The organism is Shigella flexneri 2a str. 301 (genome assembly GCF_000006925.2).
Lineage (GTDB): Bacteria > Pseudomonadota > Gammaproteobacteria > Enterobacterales > Enterobacteriaceae > ECMA0423.
The window spans coordinates 112,996-130,601 of record NC_004851.1 but is presented as its reverse complement, the minus strand read 5'-3'; the positions used below and the strand labels follow the sequence as shown (position 1 = coordinate 130,601).

The window sequence follows — 17,606 nt, the reverse complement described above, 5'->3', positions numbered from 1 at the left end:
AAAGAGTTTTTTTTTTAGTGTTAATATGTGTGCTTCAATTAATTTAACAGACCGTTGATATTTATCTTTGATTTTTAAAACCTTATCTAATTGTTTCACCAATAAGCTCCATTGTCTGCTCATAAGTAAAACCGAGTCGATAATCTTGCTTCAGAAAACTCTCAACAACAGATATTTTGTTGTAGATTTTATCCTGAGAGGCATTCTCCCCCGGTTTGTATTCACCAAAGTCAATAATTGTCCTTAGCTCTTCTATTTCAGAAAGTAGCTCCCGAAATGCAGCGGCCATAATACGATGTTTTTCATCAACAACCTGTGTAAATACCCTGCTTATACTTTTTAAGGAATCAATTGCAGGAAATTGTCCTTTTTGGGCTAGATTTCTGCTCAAATATATATGTCCATCTAAAATGGATCTTACCTCTTCAGCTAATGGATCAGCAAAATCATCATCCTCCAAAAGAACAGTGTAAAATGCAGTAATAGAGCCACCTGCCTTTAACTTTCCTGGCCTTTCAAGAAGTCTGGGTAAGCTATCAAAAACCGAAACCGGATAGCCTCTTCTGGCAGGTGATTCTCCAGCGGCTAAGGCCACATCACGTAATGCTCTGGCATACCTTGTTAATGAATCAATAAAAAGCGCTACTTTATGTCCTTCAGTCCTAAAAAATTCGGCTATAGCAGTGGCTATATATGCAGCATTACAACGATCAACCGAAGAGTAATCCGAAGTTGCATATACTAAAACACACCTGCTTTTTTTCTCAGAGTTTTTCAAATAATCAACCGTTTCAGTAACCTCTCGACCTCGCTCACCAATTAACCCAATAACATATATATCAGCACCACTATGTTCAATGAGCATATTCATGAGAAAAGTTTTGCCACAACCAGCTGACGCAAAAATCCCCATTCGCTGTCCTTCACCACACGTGAGTAAAGAATCAATAACCTTAATACCTGTTAAAAAAGGCTTCTCAATTGCAGCCCTTTCACTATATAGCGGAGGAGCATTATCTACAGGTCGATAAAGAATTTCACTGTTATCTGTAACAGCAAACTTATCAGTAACCTCCCCTAAAGGATTGACTACTGCTCCCAATAATCCACGGCCGACTTGCGTATGAAGAAACTGGGCAGTGGGCTTAATCAACGTTTGCCGTGAAAGTCCACGAGAATTTCCAATCAAGCTTAATATTGTTTTTTCATCATGAAATCCTACAACCTGAGCTCTTGCAACAATTTCATTACTTTCAATTCCAGCCTGAATGTTACAAATCTCACCAATCGAAACATCGCTAAGACTTGTTTCCAAGATTGGCCCCGAGATTCTATTAGGAAAAGATAATTGAGTGAGCAATTTTGTATAGCTCATTGATTATAAGACCCCATTTAAGATTTCCATCCTCTGATAAAACTCATGCAGAATCTCTGCAAAAACAATCCCATCGTGAACGTAGTCATCTTTAATAACAACTCTTAACTGTAAGTACTCATCAGAACGATGAAGCTCTACCAGCTCATTAATGCTATAACTAAAGTTCATTAACATTAAATTTAATATGTTATAAGCAGATGACTGAAGTTTTACATCACTTGGTGCATCAAAATTAGCCCATAACATAACCTGCTCATTGACAAGAGCTATATTAATAGCAGGCATACTATCCAAAGAAATGGTAATCGCTGAATGGCTGTCTAAATCTGTAATAATTGATGGAGGACAACCAATCGTGAAAAGACTATCTCTAACTAATTGAACTAAATTAATGTTACTCATATTTAAACCTCACTAAATAGTCTTTAATACATTAATGGTATATGCTTCATCAATCTCAGCATACGATATAACGAGTATACTCTTAAATCTGTTATCTATAAGTCTTTTAACAAACCTACGTATATCTACTGATACCAAAAGAACGAAATTTTTTTTTGCATTTCTCAATTCTCTCAAAGCATGTGCTAAAGTTTCCATTACCTCATCCGAAACCTCTATATCCATATTCAAGAAAGAGCCACCAGAGGTTTGCCTTATCCCTTTTCTTATTGCATCCTCAATATATCCGGAAAGCATCACAACTTTAATCTCACCAGAAACAGCTATTTTACTACAAATATACCTAGAAAGTGATGCACGGACATGTTCAACTAATGTTATGACATCTTTTTCTCTGGGAGCCCAAAGCGCCAAAGACTCCATAATAAGTTTTAAATTGCGAACAGAAATATTTTCTCCAAGCAATCTTTGTAATACCTCAGAAATTCTCTGTATAGTCACATGTCGGAAGACTTCCTTTAATAGATCAGGATACCGATTTTCAAACTGATCTAACATATTTTTTGTTTCTTGTATACCAAAAATCTCATTTATGTTGTTTAATAAAGCTTGTGACAACTGGTGATAAAATTCATCTTGAGCACTTTTAATTTTAGCATCAATATTAGTTAGATTTTCTGTATATGAAACGTCTACCCAAGAAATAACACGTTCATTATATGAAGTTGAAACAACAGGAATACCTAGAGCATCTATATCTCCATTTTCATCTGTAATACACACTTTGTCAAAGTATATATTAAAACTATCGGCACGCACCTCATTTATTAACAAAACAATATCATCGACCTTAAGCTCATTGCTTGTTCTATATAAAATAGTTGGAAGCCTGACACCATAATCAATAAAGAACTGACTTCTTATCCTTTCAATAAGACCTTCCATATCATTTGCATTTATCTTATTTTCGGCAAATAATAAAATTAAAGGAACGGTTTCTGAACTAATAGCATCCAGATTTTCTATCATTGCCAAAGATGAGTCATGGCTATTATCAATATCAAATGTACCAGTATAGCCACTAGAATCAGACTCAGACAGACTTTTTTCTTTTTCTACGACCTTTTTATAATAGAATAAAGCCGTCAAAGTAACTGCTATCAGGAAAAAAACAAAAAACGGAAAACCTGGCAACATCCCTATCGCCAAGGCAAGAGCTGATGTAACAATGAGAACAAAAGGATTCCCAAATATCTGGGACATTATGTTACGTCCCATATTATCGCTATCACCATTAACTCTTGTAACGATAAATCCTGCACTTATAGAAATTAACAGAGCAGGAATCTGAGAGACCAATCCGTCACCAATAGTTAGTATGGTATAAGTAGATAATGCACCAGATAGGGACATTCCATGTTGACTCATACCAACAGAAATACCTCCTATTAAATTGACAAAAATAATAATGATGCCAGCAATTGCATCACCTTTAATGAACTTCATTGCTCCATCAAATGAACCATACAATTGACTCTCACGTTCCAGAATACTGCGTCTTTCTTTAGCTCCTGCGGCATCAATAATTCCAGCCTTTAAATCCGCATCAATGCTCATTTGTTTCCCCGGCATACCGTCAAGAGAAAAGCGAGCAGCTACCTCCGCAACCCTTTCAGATCCTTTTGTTATAACAATGAACTGCACAACAGTTACTATTGAAAAAATAACAAAACCTACAGCCAGACTATCACCAATGACAAACTGGCCAAATGTAGTAATAATTTTACCCGCATCCGCATCAACTAAAATTAGTCGACTAGTACTTATTGATAAAGCGAGACGAAATAATGTCGTTATCAACAAAACCGAAGGGAATGTAGAAAAACTCAATATTCTTTCAATATAAAATGATCCCATAAAAACGAGAATAGCAAGTACAATATTAAGCCCTATTAAAAAATCAACAAGGTATGTAGGTAATGGTATGATCAACATAGCAATGATCATAACCATAAGCACTAATATAATTAATTCAGGCTTAGTACTTACTTGCTTAAGAAAAGACTGGATCACTTTTATCTCCTGTTATCTAGAAAGCTCTTTCTTGTATGCACTTGTGACAAGCTCTCGTAGAATATTGATCGCAATTTCTCTTTCACTTTCACTTTTAAATATATCATGAGGACTTTCATTAACAGAAGATAGATATGTTTGATACACTACAGAATCCTCATGACTGGCTCGTGATACTTCTATAACAGAAGTAAGAATTTGCTCACTTTCACTTGGATATTGAAAAATATATAATAAAGTTAGCAATAGCTGCTCTGCACTTAAACTGCCATCTTTTAGCAAGCTTGAGGATTCCAGTTTCTTCATAAAAATTACGTCTGAAGTTCTAATCATCTTAATTGCAATTAATTTAGATAACACAAAACCAAACTCATAAGCATTACAGCTCGGTTTCTCAGAATCCATGTCTACAATCAGTGACTGCTCTACAAAATTCACAATTGTATGTCTGTGATTAAAACCAAAATTACCAAGCCATTCTATATACTGATCTGTTGTTGATATGTTCCCCATGATAAAACCACGATAACATGCACGCAAAAGCTGTGGTTCAAGTTTCATTTTGTTGCCAAATAATTTAGCCTGTATAGCTGAATTTATTCCAGCATTAACACTTTTTTCACTACCTGATATTATCTCATTAATAATTTTAGTTAATAATTCGACTTGTTCAGCAGTAAGATCTTTTTCATTCAAAAGTTCCCTTAATGCTAAGACTTGATCACTTGGATCTTTAAAATATCTCTTTAGTCTGTCTATAAAATCCCGATCTAGAGGAAGGTTATCTTTTAACGTTCTCTTTAAATCAAAAATCTTGTGATTAATTTCATCTTCTTCCCCATCTAAAATACGTTCCTGACTATCACTATTTGTTCCTTTCAGTTTCTCAAGGTCTCTTCTGTTTATAAATGACGAAAGAGCGGAAGCCATCTCATCAGATGAGTCAATATACTTGCTATTAGCCAAGCCAGAATCAAGCTCTGCATCAGCAGTCTCATCTCCATCATCTGAATTTGTCATTGCATTCAACTTATCAATGAATGCAGAGCTAAAAACTCCTGTATTTTTAACATCAAGCATACATCACCTACTTTATAGTTAGTAATTTAAGTATGAAACCAATGATTTTTCGTCTTCCAGCAAAGTAGTTTCAGATGGGATTATTTGTGTAGTCTTTTGTATTTCTCTTTCAGATATGAGGCTTTTATATTCTGCAGTATTATAATAACTTGACTCCTTTATCTCACGGGGTTGAATCAGAAAAACCCTTACAATATTACTGATATTACTTGTTTTATACTTGAACACATTACCGATTACAGGAATAGAGGAGAGAAAAGGAATAGATATTATTTCGTTAGAGTTCGTTTCATGCGTATAACCACCTATCAACAAACTTTTGCCTTGTGGAACTCTCGCTATTGTACTGATTTTGGTCCTTCCAACTTCTGGAAGGACAGATGTATTTTCATTATTATAATTGTAATTTGACTGACTATTTCCTGTTCCATCCTCTATCGTTAAAGACATCTCAATTTGTCCCCGAGATGAAAAGCGAGGTATAACATTTATCAATGTTCCATACGTAACATGCTCCAACGAAGAATTGCGCTCACCAACTAATGACACATAAAAAGTCCTGTTATTATCAAATATAGCCGGAATATTCTCTTGTGTCAAAATCACCGGCCTTGAAACTACATTTGCTTTCTTTTTCTGATTTAATGCCATAACTGAAGCAATAAACTTATTGCCGTCCAAAGTGCTTATCGATGCTGATGAGCTCATATTAAATGACGCACCAAACGAATCACCAAATGAAGCCGTTCCTTGCCAATTAACACCAAGGTTATTTAATTCAGATTTATCAATATCGATTATCCATAATGATAATTCTATATGTCGTTTGGCTATATCTAACTGAGTGATAATATCGCGAATAATCTGTATTTGCTGATCATTACCTTTGACTAATATAGAATTGGTTTCTGGATATGCAATAAGTGATACATCCTCTAATATAGAACTATTGGTAACTGAACTAAATGAAAAGTCATTACTATCCTCAGATACTTTCTGTGTAATATTAAAGGGTGGCATCGGATCATTTTGGGCTTGTCTGTTACTCAGAGCCTTACCATTATTTAATAAACGTTCTACAACAGTAGCCACCCCTGGGATGACAATATCCTCCCCTCTCATATTATAAGTTCTGTCACTAACAAATGTATTTTTTAATTTTATAACCCCAAAATTAACTTTATCTGTCCCAATAGAAGAAACCTGCTTATCAAGCAAAGTTGCTGTATTAGCTACCAGTTCAACCAATGCCGGAGGACCAGATATATAGAATGTTTTATCACTAATGTTTCCTCTTATAGGATATCTGTGATCATAAAGGTTAGCATCCTTCAGATACTGAATAAGATAATTAAGTGATATATTCTCCAGCAAAATAACTTTGCTTATTAATTCTCCAGAGTCATATATGTATAATGCATTTCCATCTTTATACCATATGAGTCCCACAAGTAATGTCAGCTTTTCAAGCATTTCTTCTGGATTAGATAAATCAAACTCCCCAGATATTCTCTTTTTTGCAGCTTGTTTGCTAACAACAATAGGATAATTTAATAACGCAGAAAAACGTTCAAAAAAAGATCCTACCGTATCACTTTGAGCAACATATTTCGCTATGTCATTTTGTTCTAATAAATGAGAGTCAATATTATTAGCATTAACTATCAATGGTAACAATACAATCAAGAGAGTCAAAGATTTAATATTAAATTTTTTCATTTATTTTTTTCACTAAAAAAGTAATATTCGATAATTCTCTTGCAGAAAAGCCTAGTCGTGTTTTTATCTCATTTGAAAAATGGGATGTTGATGCATACCCATTATTCATGGCAGCTGAAGTGATTGTTTGATTGTGCAAAAATACATCTAATAAACCATTTACTAACCGCCAAGTGTTCAGTTGTTCTTTGACTTTTGCCCCTAAAGCTTTTCTACATAAAGATCTAAAATAAGCCTCCGACACACCATAATGCTCTGTCAGACTCTTTATTCTTACCTCCTTTTCTTTCTCAATAGTTCTCAGAAGATAAAGAACCAAATGATATGACTCAGTCATTCGTATCATAGCCAGTGCATTACTTACATTCTGGTCAGATGAAAAGATGAATCTTAACATTAACTTATCAAGCATCGATTCGGTATTACAACTATCCCGAAGATCATTCTCATGATAGAAATGAATACATTTTTCAGCATGGCTATGCTCTACTAGAGCACCACTGAAATAGTCCCAAAAAGCAAGAAATTTTGCACAACTATTAATGTTAAAGCGATAATGATAGTTCACATTATCACTGAATTTTATATTTTGATTTCGGACAAAAAAAAACCCTTCCATGCTGGAGCCAGCTCAATTATGTTACGTTCTTTATCTTTTACAAGCTCAACGTTAACTGGTTCATGTCCACTAGAGTAAATGTAAAACATATTACTTGTATTTAGACCTTTATATTTACTCACAATACAATTATATCCCTCGAATTAATTTTAATTTAACTTCCCCATCCTTCTCTATAAGGATGGTATCATTTATCTTATTACCTTTTAAAACAACCCCGTCTTTCAGCATAGAAAATAGTTTATCTATAGCTATCTTTTGTGCATCCATGAAGCACCCATCTACTTCCTTAACATTAAAGTTGCCCATGAATTTACCTGCATTAAAACTATAAACCGCCTTACCACTAATACATTTAGAGTAAACATTTATACTTTTATTGGTTGTATTAAACGACCATAATAAATCATTTGGAATAGAAAAATAATCCTTACTTACAGGAACAATATGCCATTCTTTTTCAGAATTAGATGATGACTTTAAAGCACACCCACTCAGTGTTAATAGCAATATACTTAAAATAAATATTTTCAACTTATTACTACCATGTCGAATCATCTGCCTCTCTCCCTGCTTCAAAGACACTAATTAATGAATCGAAGGTTGTAGTCTTAATATAGAAATCAATATTGTTATATATGGACAATGATGCATAAAATCCCTCATGCAAATCGACATATTGATTTGCATCTATGAGTTTATTAAGAAGTGAACTTTTTTGTGCAGCTGTAAGATAAGGAAAACGTGAATTGAATAATTGTTCAATCTTATTGTGCAGTTCATCATTATCTATGGAATTTAATTCACTCTGTGAGAAATATTGCATTATTTCATAGATTATATCCTCATCAAATGATTGCGAAGATGATAATCTCTCATTTAAATTAACAACTTCTTCACTATTTAATCTTTGCTGCAGAGCATTGCTTGCATTTATTTGATTAATCATTAACAGGATTCTCTTTTAACAAGTCTTCTGCAATTTGTCTCAGTTTCTTATGTGCTAACTCTTTGAAATATTTTTTATCATTTTTTGTTAATTTTTCCGCAAGTTCTATTTTAACACCTGATATTACATCCTGAGGACTAAACTCCACTACTTGATTACCACTACAGAATATATAATTATTCCCTTCAGAATATTTTAAAATAATCTTGACATCTGAGCGATATTTATGGAGATCAAGTTCTAACTTTTTCCTCAGTGCTAAATTACACTTGGGCAAAACCACTTTTAATTCTGTTACTGTATTACGCAACGAACTAAGCCACTGCTCCAATAAAGTGCTAATGATCCTCTCATCATGTAAATTTTCTGAAAGCAAACTAGTTATATAGTCCTCAATATTTCTTCTATTTTCATTTTGCTTTAACTTCCATTCACAAATATAGTCAATAATATGCTCAAAAGCAGTCTGTATACCAATTTGATAACCATCACATACAGCATCTATACGCAGTGATTCAGCTTTTTTCGTAGCCTCCTTTATAACACAAATTGCTTTCTTCTTACTCTCAGTGTCTCTATCTTTTATGGTTTTACATAATTCCTTTTCAATTCTCTTTATAACAACACCATCATAGGCATGATGTCTGGATACCGGTAAAGTGCCTTTTTGCATATTGCATACCTTCATTTAATCGGGACAAATTTCTTTCTACAGGCGTATAATTTCCCTCCAAAGCAATTGGATTAAATAATAAGTTTATTCTTTCATATATACCAACAGATATATTTTCCTTCCACGCAATAAGATGCCAAAAACCACTTCGAATAGCGGCCTCCCCTTGCTTACTGATTTTGCCCCCATAATAACTAATAACCATCTCACTATGATTAATTAACCGAGACTCTTGACTACCGATAAAATAAGCAACAGCTGGAAGTAAATTCCAGTTGGCAACAAACATAGCGGTTACCCCGCTTAAAGGTTCAATATCGCAATTTAGATCATATTTATTAATTATGAGATTATTAATCTCACTTCTGATTACGCCATTTTCTAACAGTTCAGAAGGCAAATTCAACCGATTTCTATTTATATAGAACGCTGGATCAAAAATTATTGAAAGATATTTTTTATAAATTCCATCCATTCTTATCATATTTTGTTTCTCTTGAACCACCCTGTTTTGAATGCCCATACCAAAAGAATGACAACTAGTACAGCCATCCCGAGAAATAAATATATTACTTCATTTGTTAAAAATTCCGATTTAACTTCCTTAACAGGTTGTACATTTGTATAAACATATTCTTCTTTCGGAGTTAATATGACAGATATATTTTCATACTTAACATCAGAAAAGGTGTTTTTCAAAAATCGCTTAATATTACTAACTAATAGTTCAGACTCTTTCGGTGAGTCATATATAGCGATTACTGATATATGCATCGGTTTTGAAGATATATTTTTTTCTTCAAGATCATAGCTAACATGTATTTTTGCCGAAATAACACCACCAATAGAAACTAAAGACTGTTCCAGCCGTTGCTCAATAGCACTATATAAACGGGCCTTTTCAGCTCTTGGAGAAGACACTAATGAATCTGTAGGAAACATTTGTGAGATATCAACTCTCTCCGGATTTGGCAAATCGTACATGCGCATCAAATCAACTGCCGATGCAAATGTCCCCTTTTCGACTTGTACCGAGATCCCCTGTTTACCTCCATCAACTTTTCTAGCAGTAATATTATGGCGTTCTAGCACAGATATTATTTCATTTGCCTGTCTTTGAGATAAATTAGAAATTAACTCTTCACGTTGCTCACATCCAATCAACATCAGCAACAAGAATAAAATAAAACCTTTATACCTAATCATATAAATTAAGACTTTAATAAAGTTTCAACAGCCGAAACTGTTTTTCTTGCTAACGTGCCAGCTAATGATACTCCTATTGAATAATTTGAGAGCGTCGTCTGTAACTTGGCCAAAGATTCTGGGTTTAATGATTCTGGATTGCTTACCATCTCCATTATTTGTGATACTTGAATATCTGTATCCATCTTAATATCACTATATTTAGCCGACACGACGTCTTCCAGACTTGATATCTCTTGAGATTGAAAATCACTGGCTTTGATAATATCAACCTGATTGACTGGATAAATGTAATTCATGAATGCTCCCTATTATCTGAAGTTTTGAATAATTGCAGCATCAACATCCTTAATCACTTTCACTGTATTGGATTGCGCGTTCCTATATAATGTATATTCAGATAATTTACTTTGGTATTCAGCCAGCAACTGTGGATTCGAAGGATTTTTAGCTAATTTATCTAGTGCCAATGTTAGTTCACCTTGTAATGTTTGAGTTCCATCATCAAAAGTTTCAGATAATGAACTCAATGTCCAATCATCATTCGGTACTGTAACACTCATTTTATCCTCACTTATTTTTATCTAAAAAAAACCAGTGTTTATCATTCAACATTACATAACTGTCTTTGCTGTTAAGATATGATTTACCTTTAAAATCATCATCTATCAAAAGTACAGAAAACTCAATATACTGATCTCCATATATATTTTTATGTTCAGAAATCAGTCTATTAATGAGCTCAAGCTTTTCATCTGTCAGTTCTTCTCTGACAGAATATGTAACTTTATTATTTTCACAAATCTCTTTATACTGGACATTTACCTTTGTGAAAATACCTTTAGCATCCCCCCTTGCATTATGATCGCTAAGATAGTTGAATTTAATATTTTTGATATACGGAAATTCAACAATCAGAGCATTTTTCAATTTATCAAGTTCGGTATCTTTTGAACTATTTCTTTCTTTACTTAAAAACACCAGTAATTCCGCTTTATCACTCACTAAATTCAACACATACAAATTGATAAATGGGAATCGTTGATTGATATATTGTTGAATTCTATTTATTTCTTTGTTTGACACCAGAATATATCTGCATTTGGTAAATCCGGTTTTATTTAAGGCTACAGACGCCCATACCGCATCATTTTGTGTTTCGGCAAGAATATAATTGCACTGTCCAGTGTTGACTATTCCATATCTCTTATCATCTATAATTTCAGCAATTTCTTTTACTTCATCTTTCTTTAAAGAGAGGGAAAAAATTATAATTAACACAACAATAACAGCAAAGAAAAAAAACACCGAGTGGTTCTTATACATTCCGTTTAGTATATGGCCTCTCGATTTATCCTCCCTCATATTTTTAAGGTGAAAAGAAATCCCGTCATATTCAAATGAATTAAATTGTGAATTGATATCAATTTGCTCACCTTTTTCATCACTAAATTGACAGATATTATCTTTGCTTATGGTCAAATAAATTATACCATCCGATTTACTATCTGTTACAGGAATAATATTTTCTGGGAAATTGTCGTTTCCAAACTCAAGTGTTTCTATCGTCCGTCCGAGAACAATTAAGTTATTCCCATAATATAACGGAAACTCATCCCCGACACCGTTTGTGAGTTTCACTAATAACCTGAATGGTGCAAGATTTGAGTTCTTTGCCTCAGACATAAATCCTCTTATATCCTTCGATTATTCTGCTTGCTCTCTGCTGCTATCCGCAAATAGCGTCTATAGATATCCTCTGCGTACTTTAATCTTTCTTTTTTCTTTTTCGGAGACGTTCCTGCATTATAGGCTCCAACAGCCTCCCACCCTCTTCCATACATCATCATAAACTCATTTAATAACTTTGCTGCATAATGTACAGAAAGACATGGATGACTAATTAGCATTTCCTCAGAATATCCCATTTCTCTAAGTCTTTTAGAATGAAAGTCATTTATTTGCATTATACCATAATCTTTACTTCCATTGTTATTAACATTGACTGCAGATTTATTAAATCCGGATTCTTTTTCCGCAATCGCTTTTAACAAACTTGATGGAATATTGTACCTTTCACCAGCCTTATCCCAACAATCAGCTCTCCCTAAATATGGGATAAAACACAGCAAAATAAATACGAAACGGGACATTAATACCCCTTCATTCTTCGCGCAAATTCATCCTTCAGCCAACGCACACGCGAAATATAATATTCTGTATTAACATATACATCCTCGAATTCATTTATCCCGGTAAGATCTAATCGCGCAATTAGATTTCCGCCTTCATCATCAGTAGCTAAGCATATCTTTTCTGAGTAATTTAGGCTCAACGCATATATAAGATCATTTATATTTTCAGGCAATGCACAAAAAGGGCATAATAAATTTATTGAATCTCCTTCTTTTTCAATATATATTAGCACATCATCATCAAGCATGATTGCTTGATCATCGATATCAATTAAAGGGATACCCAAGGCTCGGCAAATAACATCTGCTAAATCTTCCATATATTCCTCTTATACAAATGACGAATACCCTTTCACCATATTCCATATTTTTGGGTCCCCTATTCTTTCAGAATAAGATAGCTCTAACGAAGATAGCGGCAATTTTTTCATGACTTTATTTCCGGGCACACCAGTATTCATCTCTTGGATTTCCATATTACCACTATTCATTAGAATAGTAGAAAATAATCTTTTCTCTTCTGAGGATAATTTACTATTTAATTGAGAAAACTGACCTGTTTCATGTTTTCTTATTATTTCTCTTTTAATTTCAGCATCCTGCATACCTGTTCTGTCCTTCCCACTCTTACAATTCCAGCAAGGCACAGCACCTATAGTATAAGCCAATAGAGTCATTCTTTGTGACAATTTATACGGCTCTCCATTATCATTTTTTTGTAACTTTTTGGTTACAATCTCTTTTATCTGGTTAGCCAGATATATCACATCATTCTTACATGGTGGATTTTTTTCTATTGCTTCTGCAGCCCAACCTCCAATCACACCATTTTTGAGGAAATTATCCCCCAACAAAGAACATATTGATTCATCATTAAGCTTGTCAACATTCCTCCAGCCTAAGCCCATTTTTAGCGCTAATTCATTTACACCAAAGTTAAATGTCACCACTTTTAGATTAACGCTTACTTCTTTCAGAAGACCATCACTATTCCGAATTAATAATTTCGTTGGCTCCCCCCTTTTAGAGTTTAACCCTTTTAATGCGTTCACCTGATCTTTTAACATACTCTCCTCTCCCCCGGTTAAACTGGTCGGCGTCAGAAGAGAAGTCGAAACAATCTTTAAATCTACTGTTTTACCAGACAAAGCCTGTGATAATAACTCTGGTCTGCTATATAATGCTGCGCTTACTAACTCCTCAGCTTTATTACGAGCAGCAACAGCTCTTTCAGATGAGTTTTTTTTCAATCCATAGGCTGATATAACTCCATGTCTGATACCCGAAAAAATTTCCTTCCCCTCATCATCCACCACTTTTGAAAGCCACATATTCGCGATATGATCACTCTCTCTCGTAGAAGCACAACAAATTCCTTTTCCATTATACTCTTTGACAAATATATTTTTATTCCCTATCTTCATATGAGAGGCAGGAGTTAATTGAAAACCATAATTTTTCCCATGATGACTAATATTCTTGTCGACCGGTCCCCAATTCTTATTATTTAAATAATCAGTAAATATTTGTTTTATTTTCGTTTGCAATTCCTTTTTATTTTTAATGCCTAGCTGTGCTCTTATCTCTTCACTTATTACTTTATTAAGCTCATTAATATGTCTTTTATTAACTTCACCAAGTTTATAGGTATCTAATCGTTCCATCATGGCTTTAATTTTTGACGTATCACCACCTGCCAACTTTATTGCCTCGCAAAAAACTTCAGCTCTGTCACGCGCAAACAAAAGGCTTTTTCCTGTTAAGCTTGTTTGGTTCTGTAAATATAATCGATTAAGCGCTTCGATCCCCTTATTTCTTTCTCCATTTTTAACTCTTTGATATGAAATCACGCTTACACCTTTGTGCTTTCCGGTTTCTTCTGCGCCTTTATAGGAATCTCCGCTTTGAAATGAAACCTGATGCAATCCCAAATTAGTTATGTGCATTTAATTATCCTCAGTCATAAATGGGGCATTGATTGCAGTTTTGTACCTCGTTTTACAACAAAAAAGATACTTATTCAACAGGGTTCTCTCTTTTTCTATAACACTCCGAGCCTGATACATCAGGCACTTTATCTTGTGGGATTTCATGATGAAACGAGCACTACATATGCTCACGAGGTACATATTATGTACAGCAAAAGAAAATTTGATTATGTTAACAGGCTCAAGTTTCTAAATTTATTAATTGAATATATTATATACCAAATACATTTTACATCCCCACAATCACCAAGTAATGGAGAGTTAATAAAGTATGATCCTCAAAATTAGCAATTTCATTGACGCAAGCAATACAAAAGGGCCTATACGCGTTGAAGATACAGAGCATGGACCTATATTGATAGCACAGAAATTCAACCTAAAGGATCTCTTTTTCAGAACATTAAGCACTATTAATGCAAAGATAAATTCACAGATATTAAATGAACAACTAAAAAATTATCGACTAGAGAATCAAAAATCCTTATTGCTTTTCCTCAATACATTAGCTAGCGAAAAATCTGCAGAAAGTGCGTTTGCCGCCTATGAAGCAGCTAAAAACTCAATTCAACACTCTTTCACAGGTAGAGACATCAAATTAATGTTGAATACCGCAGAGCGTTTTCATGGCATCGGTACAGCCAAAAATCTTGAAAGACATTTAGTTTTTCGTTGCTGGGGAAATAGAGGCATAACCCATTTAGGGCATACTAGTATCAGTATAAAAAACAATTTACTACAGGAACCAACTCATACCTATCTCAGCTGGTATCCCGGCGGGAATGTTACAAAAGATACAGAAATAAACTACCTTTTTGAAAAACGCTCAGGTTACAGTGTCGATACCTATAAGCAAGACAAACTAAATATGATTTCAGACCAAACAGCCGAAAGACTTGATGCAGGCCAAGAGGTTAGAAACTTATTAAATTCAAAACAAGATCAAAATAACAACAAAAAAATATTTTTTCCCAGAGCTAATCAAAAAAAAGACCCCTATGGTTATTGGGGGGTCAGTGCTGATAAAGTATACATTCCATTATCAGGTGATAATAAAACAAAGGATGGTAAAATCAGCCATAACCTTTTTGGCCTTGATGAAACAAACATGTCAAAATTTATATGCAAAAAGAAAGCAGATGCTTTCAGACAATTGGCAAATTATAAATTAATCAGTAAATCTGAAAACTGTGCTGGTATGGCACTTAATGTTCTTAAAGCAGGAAATTCTGAAATATACTTTCCACTCCCTGACGTTAAATTGGTTGCTACACCTAACGATGTATACGCGTATGCAAATAAAGTTAGGCAACGCATTGAAAGTCTCAATCAGTCTTATAACGAAATAATGAAGTATATTGAATCTGATTTTGATCTTTCCAGATTGACTCAATTACGACGCAGCTATCTTAAAAGTTTCAATAAAATTAACCTTATCCACACACCAAAAACATTCAAGCCTTTATCAATTTCACTTTACAAACATCCTACTGAAAATGTATCTTCAGAAGACTTTGATGCGGTCATCAACGCTTGCCACTCATACTTAGTAAAATCAGCACCCAGCAATATGACTCGTGTATTAAACGAATTAAAAACCGAAGCAACAGATAAAAAAGAAGAAATCATCGAAAAATCAATAAAAATTATTGATTATTACAATTCTCTTAAATCGCCAGATCTTGGAACCAAACTTTACATTCACGACTTATTACAGATCAATAAGCTTTTATTGAATAACTCTCATTCTAATATATAGAAGGCCATAGAAATGTGTCGCAAACTATATGATAAACTTTATGAAATAACAGGTGCAAAGCTTGATTTTAACGATAAAAATCAAGCCTTTATATTGCTCGAAGAACAAATACCTGTTTGTATAACAGATAATGATGAATACATCTTTTTGACCGGACTTCTTAATGAACATGAACTTTTTACAGAAAATATTATTAATCCAGAACACATACTCATCCTTAACTACTCTTTGAGTAGAGATTATGGTTCTTCTATCTGTCTTCTCCCTGATACTCATCAATGTGTTTTGACCAAGAAACACTACAAAAAATATCTTTCACCTGATGAACTCATTGAATCTTTGTATGAATTTTTATTTTGTATTAAACTAACCATTGCAAACATCACTTCAGAAGTGAACTAACATATAGGGGGTATCATGCAAATTCTAAACAAAATACTTCCACAGGTTGAATTCGCGATTCCTCGCCCATCATTTGATTCGTTAAGTCGCAATAAGCTTGTAAAGAAAATATTATCTGTTTTTAACTTAAAACAACGCTTTCCTCAGAAGAATTTTGGATGCCCGGTGAATATAAATAAAATCAGGGACAGCGTCATAGACAAAATAAAAGATAGTAATTCGGGGAATCAACTATTTTGTTGGATGAGCCAAGAGCGAACCACTTATGTCTCTTCAATGATAAACAGAAGTATAGATGAGATGGCCATACACAATGGAGTTGTTTTGACCTCAGATAACAAAAGAAACATATTTGCAGCTATTGAAAAAAAATTCCCGGATATAAAACTTGATGAAAAATCAGCACAAACATCTATCAGTCATACAGCACTAAACGAGATTGCCTCATCTGGCCTCAGAGCAAAGATTTTAAAACGCTATAGCAGTGACATGGATTTGTTTAACACACAAATGAAGGATCTTACAAATCTAGTATCCAGTTCCGTCTACGATAAAATATTTAATGAATCAACAAAAGTTTTACAAATAGAAATAAGCGCAGAGGTTCTAAAGGCTGTATACCGTCAAAGCAATACAAATTAAATCTTTTATATTAAATCTTATACTTATTAAAGTAAAGCAGACAAAAAGGAGACCTTATGTCTTTAAATATCACCGAAAATGAAAGCATCTCTACTGCAGTAATTGATGCAATTAACTCTGGCGCTACACTGAAAGATATTAATGCAATTCCTGATGATATGATGGATGACATTTATTCATATGCTTATGACTTTTACAACAAAGGAAGAATAGAGGAAGCTGAAGTTTTCTTCAGGTTTTTATGTATATACGACTTTTACAATGTAGACTACATTATGGGACTCGCAGCTATTTATCAGATAAAAGAACAGTTCCAACAAGCAGCAGACCTTTATGCTGTCGCTTTTGCATTAGGAAAAAATGACTATACACCAGTATTCCATACTGGACAATGCCAGCTTCGGTTGAAAGCCCCCTTAAAAGCTAAAGAGTGCTTCGAACTCGTAATTCAACACAGCAATGATGAAAAATTAAAAATAAAAGCACAATCATACTTGGACGCAATTCAGGATATCAAGGAGTAA

At 33.9% G+C, this 17,606-nt stretch carries 21 protein-coding genes; 4 read left to right on the top strand and 17 right to left on the bottom strand.

Annotated elements, in window-relative coordinates; all coding sequences use genetic code 11:
- Positions 1–82: 82 nt before the first annotated feature.
- From spa47 to ipgD, 17 genes are all read right to left on the bottom strand, one after another.
- Entirely contained in the window at positions 83–1,375 is a 1,293-nt protein-coding gene (gene spa47 / locus CP0149; protein NP_858282.1) for an ATP synthase SpaL, read from the bottom strand.
- A gap of 3 nt (positions 1,376–1,378) precedes the next feature.
- The gene (gene spa15 / locus CP0148; protein NP_858281.1) at positions 1,379–1,780 is read right to left on the bottom strand and encodes an Mxi-Spa secretion machinery protein Spa15; all 402 of its coding nucleotides are present in this window, start codon (positions 1,778–1,780) and stop codon (positions 1,379–1,381) included.
- Between the two features lie 12 nt (positions 1,781–1,792).
- A complete protein-coding gene (mxiA, locus tag CP0147) occupies positions 1,793–3,853 on the bottom strand; it encodes an Mxi-Spa secretion machinery protein MxiA (protein ID NP_858280.1) in 2,061 nt (686 codons plus the stop codon).
- A 12-nt stretch (positions 3,854–3,865) separates the two neighbouring features.
- A complete protein-coding gene (gene mxiC, locus CP0146; RefSeq protein NP_858279.1) occupies positions 3,866–4,933 on the bottom strand; it encodes an Mxi-Spa secretion machinery protein in 1,068 nt (355 codons plus the stop codon).
- An 18-nt stretch (positions 4,934–4,951) separates the two neighbouring features.
- Positions 4,952–6,652 carry an outermembrane protein MxiD gene (gene mxiD, locus CP0145; protein ID NP_858278.1) on the bottom strand — a complete coding sequence of 567 codons (1,701 nt, stop codon included), beginning with the start codon at positions 6,650–6,652 and terminating at the stop codon, positions 4,952–4,954.
- Entirely contained in the window at positions 6,639–7,271 is a 633-nt protein-coding gene (gene mxiE / locus CP0144; RefSeq protein NP_858277.1) for an AraC-like family protein MxiE, read from the bottom strand. Before mxiE ends, mxiD begins: the two co-directional genes overlap by 14 nt.
- Before the next feature lie 129 nt (positions 7,272–7,400).
- A complete protein-coding gene (gene mxiM, locus CP0143; protein ID NP_858276.2) occupies positions 7,401–7,829 on the bottom strand; it encodes an Mxi-Spa secretion machinery protein MxiM in 429 nt (142 codons plus the stop codon).
- The gene (mxiL, locus tag CP0142) at positions 7,813–8,220 is read right to left on the bottom strand and encodes an Mxi-Spa secretion machinery protein MxiL (protein NP_858275.1); all 408 of its coding nucleotides are present in this window, start codon (positions 8,218–8,220) and stop codon (positions 7,813–7,815) included. Before mxiL ends, mxiM begins: the two co-directional genes overlap by 17 nt.
- On the bottom strand, positions 8,213–8,908 hold the full coding sequence (gene mxiN / locus CP0141; protein ID NP_858274.2) for an Mxi-Spa secretion machinery protein MxiN: 696 nt from the start codon (positions 8,906–8,908) through the stop codon (positions 8,213–8,215). The genes mxiL and mxiN overlap by 8 nt, the downstream gene beginning before the upstream one ends.
- Positions 8,850–9,377, bottom strand: a complete 528-nt coding sequence (gene mxiK, locus CP0140) for an Mxi-Spa secretion machinery protein MxiK (protein NP_858273.1) — start codon at positions 9,375–9,377, stop codon at positions 8,850–8,852. The genes mxiN and mxiK overlap by 59 nt, the downstream gene beginning before the upstream one ends.
- Complete coding sequence (gene mxiJ / locus CP0139; protein NP_858272.1) at positions 9,374–10,099, bottom strand: Mxi-Spa secretion machinery protein MxiJ; 726 nt, start codon at positions 10,097–10,099, stop codon at positions 9,374–9,376. Before mxiJ ends, mxiK begins: the two co-directional genes overlap by 4 nt.
- Positions 10,100–10,104: 5 nt before the next feature.
- Positions 10,105–10,398 (bottom strand): Mxi-Spa secretion machinery protein MxiI, encoded by a 294-nt coding sequence (gene mxiI / locus CP0138; RefSeq protein ID NP_858271.1) that lies wholly within the window; start codon positions 10,396–10,398, stop codon positions 10,105–10,107.
- A 12-nt stretch (positions 10,399–10,410) separates the two neighbouring features.
- On the bottom strand, positions 10,411–10,662 hold the full coding sequence (gene mxiH / locus CP0137) for an Mxi-Spa secretion machinery protein MxiH (protein ID NP_858270.1): 252 nt from the start codon (positions 10,660–10,662) through the stop codon (positions 10,411–10,413).
- Between the two features lie 7 nt (positions 10,663–10,669).
- A complete protein-coding gene (gene mxiG / locus CP0136) occupies positions 10,670–11,785 on the bottom strand; it encodes an MxiG protein (protein NP_858269.1) in 1,116 nt (371 codons plus the stop codon).
- Between the two features lie 8 nt (positions 11,786–11,793).
- Positions 11,794–12,252, bottom strand: coding sequence for a periplasmic protein IpgF (gene ipgF / locus CP0135; RefSeq protein NP_858268.1), 459 nt, complete (start codon positions 12,250–12,252; stop codon positions 11,794–11,796).
- Positions 12,252–12,614, bottom strand: coding sequence for an IpgE, cytoplasmic chaperone for IpgD (gene ipgE / locus CP0134; protein NP_858267.1), 363 nt, complete (start codon positions 12,612–12,614; stop codon positions 12,252–12,254). Before ipgE ends, ipgF begins: the two co-directional genes overlap by 1 nt.
- A gap of 9 nt (positions 12,615–12,623) precedes the next feature.
- Positions 12,624–14,240 (bottom strand): hypothetical protein, encoded by a 1,617-nt coding sequence (gene ipgD / locus CP0133; RefSeq protein ID NP_858266.1) that lies wholly within the window; start codon positions 14,238–14,240, stop codon positions 12,624–12,626.
- A gap of 313 nt (positions 14,241–14,553) precedes the next feature.
- Here ipgD and icsB point away from each other — a divergent pair, with 313 nt between their 5' ends.
- From icsB to ipgC, 4 genes are read left to right on the top strand one after another with little or no spacing between them, the layout of a single operon-like run.
- The gene (gene icsB, locus CP0132; RefSeq protein ID NP_858265.1) at positions 14,554–16,038 is read left to right on the top strand and encodes an IcsB, invasion protein; all 1,485 of its coding nucleotides are present in this window, start codon (positions 14,554–14,556) and stop codon (positions 16,036–16,038) included.
- Between the two features lie 12 nt (positions 16,039–16,050).
- Entirely contained in the window at positions 16,051–16,440 is a 390-nt protein-coding gene (ipgA, locus tag CP0131; protein ID NP_858264.1) for a chaperone IpgA, read from the top strand.
- 15 nt (positions 16,441–16,455) lie between these two features.
- The gene (gene ipgB1, locus CP0130) at positions 16,456–17,082 is read left to right on the top strand and encodes a protein IpgB1 (protein ID NP_858263.1); all 627 of its coding nucleotides are present in this window, start codon (positions 16,456–16,458) and stop codon (positions 17,080–17,082) included.
- A gap of 56 nt (positions 17,083–17,138) precedes the next feature.
- A complete protein-coding gene (gene ipgC, locus CP0129) occupies positions 17,139–17,606 on the top strand; it encodes an IpgC, cytoplasmic chaperone for IpaB and IpaC (protein ID NP_858262.1) in 468 nt (155 codons plus the stop codon).

Excerpts from the sequence above, each read along its gene's own strand:
- ipgB1 (NP_858263.1), top strand. The coding sequence starts at position 16,456 with ATGCAAATTCTAAACAAAATACTTCCACAGGTTGAATTCGCGATTCCT.
- ipgD (NP_858266.1), bottom strand. The coding sequence starts at position 14,240 with ATGCACATAACTAATTTGGGATTGCATCAGGTTTCATTTCAAAGCGGA.
- ipgA (NP_858264.1), top strand. The coding sequence starts at position 16,051 with ATGTGTCGCAAACTATATGATAAACTTTATGAAATAACAGGTGCAAAG.
- spa47 (NP_858282.1), bottom strand. The coding sequence starts at position 1,375 with ATGAGCTATACAAAATTGCTCACTCAATTATCTTTTCCTAATAGAATC.
- mxiD (NP_858278.1), bottom strand. The coding sequence starts at position 6,652 with ATGAAAAAATTTAATATTAAATCTTTGACTCTCTTGATTGTATTGTTA.
- ipgC (NP_858262.1), top strand. The coding sequence starts at position 17,139 with ATGTCTTTAAATATCACCGAAAATGAAAGCATCTCTACTGCAGTAATT.
- ipgE (NP_858267.1), bottom strand. The coding sequence starts at position 12,614 with ATGGAAGATTTAGCAGATGTTATTTGCCGAGCCTTGGGTATCCCTTTA.
- icsB (NP_858265.1), top strand. The coding sequence starts at position 14,554 with ATGATCCTCAAAATTAGCAATTTCATTGACGCAAGCAATACAAAAGGG.
- mxiM (NP_858276.2), bottom strand. The coding sequence starts at position 7,829 with ATGATTCGACATGGTAGTAATAAGTTGAAAATATTTATTTTAAGTATA.
- mxiE (NP_858277.1), bottom strand. The coding sequence starts at position 7,271 with ATGGAAGGGTTTTTTTTTGTCCGAAATCAAAATATAAAATTCAGTGAT.
- ipgF (NP_858268.1), bottom strand. The coding sequence starts at position 12,252 with ATGTCCCGTTTCGTATTTATTTTGCTGTGTTTTATCCCATATTTAGGG.
- mxiK (NP_858273.1), bottom strand. The coding sequence starts at position 9,377 with ATGATAAGAATGGATGGAATTTATAAAAAATATCTTTCAATAATTTTT.
- mxiG (NP_858269.1), bottom strand. The coding sequence starts at position 11,785 with ATGTCTGAGGCAAAGAACTCAAATCTTGCACCATTCAGGTTATTAGTG.
- mxiI (NP_858271.1), bottom strand. The coding sequence starts at position 10,398 with ATGAATTACATTTATCCAGTCAATCAGGTTGATATTATCAAAGCCAGT.
- mxiJ (NP_858272.1), bottom strand. The coding sequence starts at position 10,099 with ATGATTAGGTATAAAGGTTTTATTTTATTCTTGTTGCTGATGTTGATT.
- mxiN (NP_858274.2), bottom strand. The coding sequence starts at position 8,908 with ATGAAGGTATGCAATATGCAAAAAGGCACTTTACCGGTATCCAGACAT.
- mxiH (NP_858270.1), bottom strand. The coding sequence starts at position 10,662 with ATGAGTGTTACAGTACCGAATGATGATTGGACATTGAGTTCATTATCT.
- spa15 (NP_858281.1), bottom strand. The coding sequence starts at position 1,780 with ATGAGTAACATTAATTTAGTTCAATTAGTTAGAGATAGTCTTTTCACG.
- mxiC (NP_858279.1), bottom strand. The coding sequence starts at position 4,933 with ATGCTTGATGTTAAAAATACAGGAGTTTTTAGCTCTGCATTCATTGAT.
- mxiL (NP_858275.1), bottom strand. The coding sequence starts at position 8,220 with ATGATTAATCAAATAAATGCAAGCAATGCTCTGCAGCAAAGATTAAAT.